Origin of the sequence: Ruminococcus sp. CAG:379, from assembly GCF_000434255.1 — a bacterium.
GTDB classification, from domain to species: domain Bacteria; phylum Bacillota; class Clostridia; order Oscillospirales; family Ruminococcaceae; genus Ruminococcus_F; species Ruminococcus_F champanellensis.
Genome location: NZ_FR894914.1, coordinates 30,443 through 38,244, shown reverse-complemented (window position 1 = coordinate 38,244; position 7,802 = coordinate 30,443). Strand labels below are relative to the sequence as shown.

Sequence of the window (7,802 nt, the reverse complement as noted above, 5' to 3'; positions counted from 1 at the left end):
CCTCTTCGCCGCCGATGGAGCCAACCTCAGCTTCCAGGGACAGACCCAGTACGTCGCAGGTGTGAACCAGCTGTGTGGTCTTTTCAATGTTTTCAGCGATGGGGTAGTGAGAACCATCGAACATGATGGAGGAGAAGCCTGCGTTGATGCAAGCCTTTGCGCCCTCAAAAGAGCCGTGATCCAGGTGCAGCGCAACCGGAACGGTGATGTTCAGTTCCTTGAGCATGCCGTTTACCATGCCTACAACGGTACGGTAGCCGCACATATACTTACCTGCGCCCTCGGATACACCAAGGATGACAGGGGAATTTTGCTCCTGAGCGGTGAGCAGGATTGCCTTTGTCCACTCCAGATTGTTGATGTTGAACTGACCGACAGCGTACTTGCCGTCTCTTGCCTTGTTGAGCATTTCCTTTGCTGAAACCAACATATTTGTGACCTCCAAATTCATTTTCGGCTCTGCCTAGGCAGAGCTGTGAAATCTTTGCTTCTTCTATTATAAACGATTCTGCGAAAAAATGCAAGTCTTTTGTCTGCATATGCTACCGCTCCAGGGTTTCCGCCTCGCTGAAGAATTTTTTCGCTGCCGCAGCTGCCCCATCCCGGCGCTCCATGTCGATCCGGTCCAGCATGGCACCGATGGTGGTGCCGCCAATGCTGCTGCGTATGCTGCCACCCAGGCTTACATACATCATTTCCCCCTGGGTGTCCAGCATCAGCAGGATCCCGTCCGTTTCTGTTCCGTACAGTTTTTCAAACAGGACGTCCGCAGCCTCCTGGCTGGCATCCTCGCTGGTGCATACCACAGCGGTCAGCTTCTTGCTGGCGTACAACTGCTTTGCGGTATCCTCCAGATCGGCGATATCCGCCGGATCCATGGCACCTGCCTGGTCGAATACATGGGCAGGGCATACTTCGGCAATGGTATCCAGCACAGTCTGCACCGCCTGCTGATAATCCGACACAGCCAGCATGGGGGAGATCCGGATCAGCAGCTCCGTGCGGACAGAATCTGTCAGAAATCTGCCGCAATCTCCGGACACATACAGGTAATCCTCTCCTGTGTCGTTGTTGATGAGAAACAGCACGCCGCTGCTGTCCGCCGGGTACAGGGCTTCATAGTCTGCCTGGGCGTAGGCGGCAGGCTTCTGATCCCCCAGCTTCTGCACAATGTCAATGGTGAGATTCAGATGATACTGCCTTGCGATCTTGGCGGCAGACTGGTTCAGACTGGTGCGCAGGGCTGTATCCAGCACCTTGTCCGGATCCAGGATATGCTCCGTTTCCGGATCTACCTGTCCTAAGTCATGGGTCTGTACCGGCTCCTGGGTGGCCTCCTCCGTGGGAGGCTGCGTTTCTGCGCCGGCGGTGTCCTGCTGGGGCGCATCCTGGGATGCAGCAGGGGCACTGCTTTCTTCGTTTTCCACCTTCCGGCAGCCCTGCAATCCAGCCAGCAGCATGGCGCAGAGAATGCATACAATGGCAAATCGTTTCATGTACAAGGTTCCTTTCTGTTCCGGCAGTCCGTATGGGCAACCGTGTTGTTCTGCTTCCATTATAGCACGCCGGCGGTGGGATTTCAACCGGAAAAAGGGCACAGGCATAAGGAAGCCCGCAGCATCCGTAGACACTGCGGGCAAGGAGGAAAGCAATTGTTATGGATGGACAATATCCCAGAGCATCAGCGCTTCTTTGATCTCGTCCGGGGTCAGATGGCTGCCTTCGCTGCGAAGGTACTCGTCAAAGGTTGTCGTATTGCAGCATGGCACCCGTATCAATCTTTGGCGTATCCGGGCTTTCCGGCGGTTCGCCGATCAATTGATCCATCAGGAACTGGCAGTCCGGGGACAGGAAATAGTATTCCCCGTTGTAGCGCAGTACATAGTCTCCGGTGGTGCTGCCGTAGCTGGATGCGTAGGGCAGCAGAAAACCGGCGGAGGGGATCTCTTCAGAGGTTTCGGCATCCGCGATCGGAAAGTTGATGTACACCCGGTCGTGCTCCGTGCCCAGATAATAAAGGATTCCGCTGAAATCGGCGGATTCCAGGTCGGAATCCGGGGTGGGCGGTGTGCATTTGTACGCCTTGAGCATTTCCATGGTGTTGGTAAAGCTGCTGCGTACCGGGATGCCGCTGGCATACAAATAGATCTCCTTTGGCTCCAGGAATTCCTGGTCGGACATATTCATCCAGTCCTGCATGTAGGCGATCTTGAACTCCTGGATAAACTGCTGATAGGAGTCGGTAGCAAAGTAAGTGGCGTTTGTTCGGTTGCTGTTCTCCACCCGAAGCTCTGATCCGGACTTGTCAAGCCGTTGATCCAGGGTCGCCTGCATCCACGCATTGCTGCGCATAACCGGCTCCACCAGGTCAGCCCACTGCTCCGCTGTAATGGTGTACCGGCGGGTGAACTGTGCTCCCAGCTTCAGGTGGTAGGTAATGCGGATCTCGGTTGGTCTGCTTATATAGTGGTCATTGTCTCTCGCATCATAGGCGTTTAGCAGCTGCTTGTGCAGCCCATACACTGCTTCGATCTGCTCTGGCTCTGTCAGCTCCACCTTGGGTTGGGTCTCCATGCCGCTGTCCCAGTAAATGGAGTTGTAGTTTTCGTTGCAGGAGAAGGTGATGCTGCTGATGTTGGATGCCTCCGGCAGACGCTGCACGACACCGAAGTAGTCGGTGGCATCCAGCAGGGCGGTGAATCCGGCAATGATTGCCATAGTCACAGTAAACCGGATCAGGGACTTGTAGAATTTCTTAAAGCCCCGGTTGGTGATGATCTCTGCGATCAGATACACCACTGCCGAGAAGATCAGCACCGGGATCAGCGTATCCGCATCGCTGACAGCAATGGCATACAGACAGGTCATCAGAGCACCCATGGTGAAGTAGTACATGAACCGGTATACATAGGGCTTGGAGGTGTCCTCCGCCTTTCTGTGCCGGTACAGCAGGTAGGTTACGCCTACCAGCACCAGGATCTCTGCCAGATAGGCCGCTGCCCAGCTGCCGATGGGGTATTGGGTTTCATTTTCCAGAAAGGAGAAGAATACGGATCCGGCGCCACCCGGCCCGGTGTACTCCAACAGCTTCAGCAGAGTGGATTCAATGTCGATGCCGTACATGCCGCCCTGGAGATAAACCAGACCGAATACCATAACCGTAATGGGCACCAGGAACAGGACGCATACTATGGCGATGAGGGATTCAGCCTGGGTGCCGCAGCAGGTCATGGCAAAGACGGTGCAGGCATACAGGAACAGCATGCCCAGTGTCACGATGATGATGCATTTGAAGGCGGCAAGCTCCAGAGAAATGGGCATCTCACCCAATGCTTTCCGCAGACCGTCCTGGAGGATGCACCCGGTTTCAAAGATGGCGTAGCACAGACCGCAGGCTGCCAGGAAGGGGAGCAGATACATGGCGGCACCGGTGAGAAAATCGCTGAAGAACCGCTGCCGGGTGTTGATCGGCAGGGCGTAGGTCATATCCACCTTTGCCTTCCGGAACAGATAGTCAAAGGAGCCCACGGCAAACAGGAAGCCCAGCAGCAGGGAGACGCAGAAAAAGATCAAGCCCAAGCCTGCATACATGCCTCCGTACCGCACCCAGTAGGGCTCATCTACGGCAATGCCATCGAAGTTGTAGGGGACATAGTGAAGGGATGCACTGATTGCCAGCACTGCGGATAGCACGATCAGGGGCAGCCCCAGCAGCTGCAGGACACCGTAGACGATCAGCGGCTTCCGGTTGGCAATGAGCTTTGTGCGGGCATTGAGCCAGAACGGCCGCAGCTTACTCTGTGATGGCGTTGCTGTCATAGCCAAGCACCTCCAGTTCGTAAATAAAGATTTCTTCCAGTGTCAGAGGGATCACGTCCAGTACAACGGGGTCAATGGGCGCCAAGCACTGCCGGAGCTCCTCCTCTGTGCCCTTGGCGATGATGTAGCAGACGCTGGAGGACTGCTCGAAATGCATGACCTTCACCCCAAGCGCCTTTGCCCGTTCTGCGTCCAGCTGCTGTCTGGCACCTGGCACCACCTGCAGCTTGTGGATGCTGCTTTTCACGCTGTCCAGTTCCCGGGAAAAGACGATCTTTCCCTGGTGAAGCAGTGCCACCGTGTCGCAGACCTCGTTGATCTCCTTCAGGTTGTGGGAGGAGATGATGGTGGTCAGATTCCGGTCCAGCATAGCGTCCACGATCATGCGCTTGACGATGATCCGCATGGTGGGATCCAGTCCGTCAAAGGCTTCGTCCAGCAGCAGGTAATCCGTGCGGCATGCCAGGGCAATGATGACGATAGCCTGCCGCTTCATGCCCTTGGAAAAGGTGCTGAGCTTTTTCTTCAGGGGCAGCTTGATGTTTGCCCGGAGCTTTTCAAAGGCTTCCTCGGAAAAGTTCGGGTAATAGGGCTTGTAGAAGTTTTTCAGCTCCTCCAGGGTGTAGCTGGTGAACTGAACGGTTTCATCGTTGATGAAAAAGATCCGCTGCTTGGTCAGCACATTGTCATAGGCAGGCTGACCGTCCACCAGCAGCTCGCCCCCCTCCGGTCGGTAGATGCCGGAGATCAGTCGCAGGATGGTGGATTTTCCAGCGCCGTTGGAACCCAGCAGTCCGAATGCAGTGCCGGTGGGAATGGTCAGATCCACCCCATCCAGCACCGGGGTGGTGTCGAATTTCTTTACCAGTTGATTGAGTTCTATCATGGTTCCGTACCCTCGCTCTGTTACGGAGCGGTCCTTTCTTTCTCTGTCACTGCATCGATCCGGTTTTTCAGCTCATCCGGGGTCACGCCCGCCTTCAGAGCCTCCCGGACAGATTCGTCAAAATCGATCAGCGCATACTCCTTGATTTCCATATCGCTGATGCGGGATATGAAGCTGCCTCGTCCGGAAAGGGAGTAAATGACCTTGCTGCGCTCCAATTCCTGATATGCTTTGGCAACGGTGTTGGGATTTACGCCAAGCTCCTTTGCAAGGGCACGCACACTGGGCAGTTGGTCGTTTTCCGACAGCACGCCCTTGATGATCAGCTCGATTGTCTTTTTGTAAAGCTGTTCGTAGATGGGCACACGGCTTTGCAGGTCAATATCAAACATCAGGCACCTCCTGTTCTGTGGCGTATTAGCTGTACCACTATTGATATTACACTTAATACTTTAGCACAGGTTTTCGGCTTTGTCAAGAGGTTTTCTGCAAAAATAAAAAAGCACAGGAAATGCTCCTGTGCAAATACCCGTTGACGGAACGGGAGTGCTGTGCTATACTATGTATAAAATAGGGGTATCCTGCGCAGAACACCTGTGGAGGACCGCCGCAGATATGGAGATAGGATTGCGTATGGGTACATGGATTTCACCGGCGGACCCGGCTTTGCAGTACATGGGCAGGATCGACCGGTCACAGGGGGCGTCTCCTGCTTTTTACTATGCCGGATCCCAGGTGCGTCTGGGTTTTACCGGAGACCGGCTTGCGGTCAGGGTGCAGAACACCCGGTTCTACAACCGGATCCAGCTTGGCTACTGGTTGGACGGAGCGGAGGGGGTGCTGGATCTGTCCGACACGCTGGAGCCACAACTGCTGGAGATTCCGGTGACCCGGTGCCGCCCTCTGCATCGCCTGATCCTGTTCAAGCGGCAGGATGCCACCCACTATTTCCGGCTATTGGGGTTTGAACTGGCAGAGGGGGGATGTGCCTGCAAGCTCCCCCCCTTGCCCCAGCGGCGGATCGAATGCTACGGAGACAGCGTCAGTGCCGGAGCAGTCTGCGAGGCTTATGAGGCAGTGGGACAGACGGATCCTCCCGCAAAATGCGATGGTACAGCGGACAACGCCTGGTATGCGTTCCCCATGCAGACTGCCAGGCTTCTGGGAGCACAGATCCACAACATTGCCCAGGGTGGCATTGCCCTGCTGGATCATACGGGGTATTATCATGACGGACAGATCGGTATGGAATCCGTATACAATAAGCTGTGTTACATTCCCGAAACGAATACCGGGGTGACGGACTGGGACTTTGCAGCATACACACCCCAGGTGGTGATTTTGGCGTTCGGTCAGAACGATCATCACATCGGGCAGCAGGACAATATCCTTCTGACCGGTCAGCGGCGCATTGCCTGGAAAAACCGGTACCTGGAGCTGCTTGGGGATCTGATGGACAAATACCCCCGGGCAGTGTTTATCCTGACTCTGACAGTGTTGCAGCACGATGCGGATTTTGAGCGGGTACTGGATGAGATACAGGAAACGGCGGGCAGTGACCGGGTGCTGCGGTATCGGTTCCGCCGCACGGGAACGGGCACGCCAGGGCATCCCCGGGTGCCGGAGCAGTCGGAAATGGCAAGCGAGCTGACCCAGTTTATTCTGAGCCTGGGGGATCAGATCTGGGTGTGAAGCCGCCGCTGTACCAGCCGGCAGATGCCGCAGGCAGGGATACTCAGGAAAAACCACAGTATGGAAAAAGGCAGGCAGATCTGCCCCAGCAGATTCAGCGGTACGGTGGTATAATCCCATACGCCCCAACGGAGCACCAGATTGTCGATGACGCCTACGGTAAATTCCATGGCGGTGATAAACAGCGCCCCCAGCAGGCAGCGCTGCCACAGGGGTGCCTGCAGCCGCAACAGGGGTGCCTGCAGCCGCAGGTTCACATCATATAGGAACACCAACACGGTGCCTCCTACCACCGCCATGGTCCAGTGGGTATAGCCCCGTGCAAGAATCTCGATCAGGCTGTATATAAAATAACCGAGCAGAAACATAAGCGTGCGTTCGCCGAGCGGTTTCATGCTGCACCTCCTTACGATGTTGCATAAAACAAGTATCTGCGTCCGGCGGCGCAATATACATGAAAGCAGGGCGGCACTGCACAAAGACTGTGCGGTATTGCCCGGATAGGGGAAGATGATGAAATCTTTTTTGATCATTGGATTGGGGCGCTTTGGCAGGCATATGGCGAAAACTTTGGTGGAGCAGAAAAACGAGGTGCTTGCCATTGACATTGACGAGCACCGGGTCAACGATTCCATGCAGTATGTGTCCAGTGCGCAGATCGGCAATGCCACCAACGAGCGGTTTGTTTCCTCCCTTGGAGTTGGAAATTTTGATGTGTGCGTGGTAGCCATCGGGGATAATTTTCAGGCATCCCTGGAGGCAACCTCTCTGCTGAAGGAATGCGGTGCCCGGTTTGTGCTGGCGCGGGCAAGCCGGGATGTACACAAGAAATTTCTGCTGCGCAACGGGGCGGACGAGGTAGTCTATGCGGAGCGGGAACTGGCGGAGCGGCTTGCCATCAAGCATGGCTCCAATCATGTGTTCGATTATATGAAACTGGCGGACGATTACGCCATTTATGAGATCTCTGTGCCGGAATCCTGGGTGGGGAAGACCATCGTAGGCAAGGCGATCCGGCAGAAGTATCAGATCAGCATCCTTGCCACAAAGGAAAACGGTCATATTTACCCGCTGCCCTCTCCGGATCATGTGTTCAAGCAGAATGAGACGCTGATGATTATGGGACACCAGAAGGATGTCCAGGCGATCACGAAGTAGGGGGCTGTGCCATGGGAATGAATCTGTTTCATCTGACGAACGAAGCCATGGAGCAGGCATTGGCAAAAGCCATGATGCCCGGAGATCGGTTTTCCTGCCCGGTGTATGTCAGCTTCGGCAGGGCGTCTGCGTTTAGCTCCTCCCTGACCAATCAGTATGGCTATGCGGCGGTCACAGAAAGCAATTGCCTGGTGGTAGTGCGGTACAATATGCTGGGTATGAAATTGTCCAGCCAGTATTATGCCTT

9 protein-coding genes are annotated in these 7,802 nt (G+C 55.2%); 3 read left to right on the top strand and 6 right to left on the bottom strand.

Translation table 11 applies throughout. From position 1 onward, the window contains the following. The 5 genes from QVO51_RS08965 to QVO51_RS08945 all read right to left on the bottom strand — a co-directional run. A partial coding sequence (locus QVO51_RS08965) for a class II fructose-bisphosphate aldolase (protein ID WP_288168052.1) occupies positions 1–430 on the bottom strand: 430 nt, incomplete at its 3' end. 112 nt (positions 431–542) lie between these two features. After that, the gene (locus QVO51_RS08960) at positions 543–1,496 is read right to left on the bottom strand and encodes a TPM domain-containing protein (RefSeq protein ID WP_022358126.1); all 954 of its coding nucleotides are present in this window, start codon (positions 1,494–1,496) and stop codon (positions 543–545) included. 244 nt (positions 1,497–1,740) lie between these two features. Continuing rightward, complete coding sequence (locus tag QVO51_RS08955; RefSeq protein WP_022358125.1) at positions 1,741–3,819, bottom strand: hypothetical protein; 2,079 nt, start codon at positions 3,817–3,819, stop codon at positions 1,741–1,743. Continuing rightward, on the bottom strand, positions 3,794–4,705 hold the full coding sequence (locus tag QVO51_RS08950) for an ABC transporter ATP-binding protein (protein ID WP_022358124.1): 912 nt from the start codon (positions 4,703–4,705) through the stop codon (positions 3,794–3,796). The genes QVO51_RS08955 and QVO51_RS08950 overlap by 26 nt, the downstream gene beginning before the upstream one ends. A 20-nt stretch (positions 4,706–4,725) precedes the next feature. Next, on the bottom strand, positions 4,726–5,097 hold the full coding sequence (locus tag QVO51_RS08945) for a GntR family transcriptional regulator (protein WP_022358123.1): 372 nt from the start codon (positions 5,095–5,097) through the stop codon (positions 4,726–4,728). A 241-nt stretch (positions 5,098–5,338) separates the two neighbouring features. On the opposite strand from QVO51_RS08945, the gene QVO51_RS08940 reads away from it, so the two are divergent. After that, a complete protein-coding gene (locus tag QVO51_RS08940) occupies positions 5,339–6,397 on the top strand; it encodes a hypothetical protein (protein WP_022358122.1) in 1,059 nt (352 codons plus the stop codon). Here the strand turns inward: QVO51_RS08940 and QVO51_RS08935 are convergent. Further along, entirely contained in the window at positions 6,382–6,792 is a 411-nt protein-coding gene (locus QVO51_RS08935) for a putative ABC transporter permease (protein ID WP_022358121.1), read from the bottom strand. The genes QVO51_RS08940 and QVO51_RS08935 overlap by 16 nt on opposite strands. 118 nt (positions 6,793–6,910) lie before the next feature. Here QVO51_RS08935 and QVO51_RS08930 point away from each other — a divergent pair, with 118 nt between their 5' ends. Then, the gene (locus QVO51_RS08930) at positions 6,911–7,555 is read left to right on the top strand and encodes a potassium channel family protein (RefSeq protein ID WP_276746323.1); all 645 of its coding nucleotides are present in this window, start codon (positions 6,911–6,913) and stop codon (positions 7,553–7,555) included. 11 nt (positions 7,556–7,566) lie between these two features. Continuing rightward, on the top strand, positions 7,567–7,802 hold a 236-nt coding region (locus QVO51_RS08925; RefSeq protein ID WP_288168051.1), incomplete at its 3' end, for a hypothetical protein.

Coding starts and splice junctions, on each gene's coding strand:
- QVO51_RS08955 (WP_022358125.1), bottom strand. CDS start 3,819: ATGACAGCAACGCCATCACAGAGTAAGCTGCGGCCGTTCTGGCTCAAT.
- QVO51_RS08945 (WP_022358123.1), bottom strand. CDS start 5,097: ATGTTTGATATTGACCTGCAAAGCCGTGTGCCCATCTACGAACAGCTT.
- QVO51_RS08940 (WP_022358122.1), top strand. CDS start 5,339: ATGGGTACATGGATTTCACCGGCGGACCCGGCTTTGCAGTACATGGGC.
- QVO51_RS08930 (WP_276746323.1), top strand. CDS start 6,911: ATGAAATCTTTTTTGATCATTGGATTGGGGCGCTTTGGCAGGCATATG.
- QVO51_RS08950 (WP_022358124.1), bottom strand. CDS start 4,705: ATGATAGAACTCAATCAACTGGTAAAGAAATTCGACACCACCCCGGTG.
- QVO51_RS08935 (WP_022358121.1), bottom strand. CDS start 6,792: ATGAAACCGCTCGGCGAACGCACGCTTATGTTTCTGCTCGGTTATTTT.
- QVO51_RS08960 (WP_022358126.1), bottom strand. CDS start 1,496: ATGAAACGATTTGCCATTGTATGCATTCTCTGCGCCATGCTGCTGGCT.